Genomic DNA, 253 nt, shown 5'->3' with positions numbered 1-253 from the left:
CTTCGTCCTCATTCGCTGTCTCTCTTGCGTGTTCGATGTCCGCAGCAACACGATCAGACATGAGTTTAGACGTGTCAAACTCTTGCCATGTGGTGCCATCTTCTGAACCGCCAGATGAGGATGACATATTGCTCAGGCGTTTTTTATGCCGTAGCTTTGGCTGGCCCTCTGGAACTGTGACGCCGTGATTGGGCGATGGTGTACGGCTACTGTTATCACCTTTTGTTGTTGAGCCTCCGTCTGAAGTGTCCTC

The 253-nt window shown here is 51.4% G+C and carries 1 protein-coding gene; it reads right to left on the bottom strand.

Annotated features, from left to right (window positions below; translation table 11 throughout):
* Nucleotides 1-253: hypothetical protein (locus AAEY62_RS23565; protein WP_350636880.1), on the bottom strand; the 253-nt coding region annotated here is incomplete at both ends.

This window comes from Pseudoalteromonas sp. GW168-MNA-CIBAN-0100 (assembly GCF_040309225.1).
GTDB lineage: Bacteria > Pseudomonadota > Gammaproteobacteria > Enterobacterales > Alteromonadaceae > Pseudoalteromonas > Pseudoalteromonas arctica.
The sequence above is the reverse complement of the archived record's forward strand: the minus strand, read 5'-3'. Positions and strand labels throughout refer to the sequence as shown.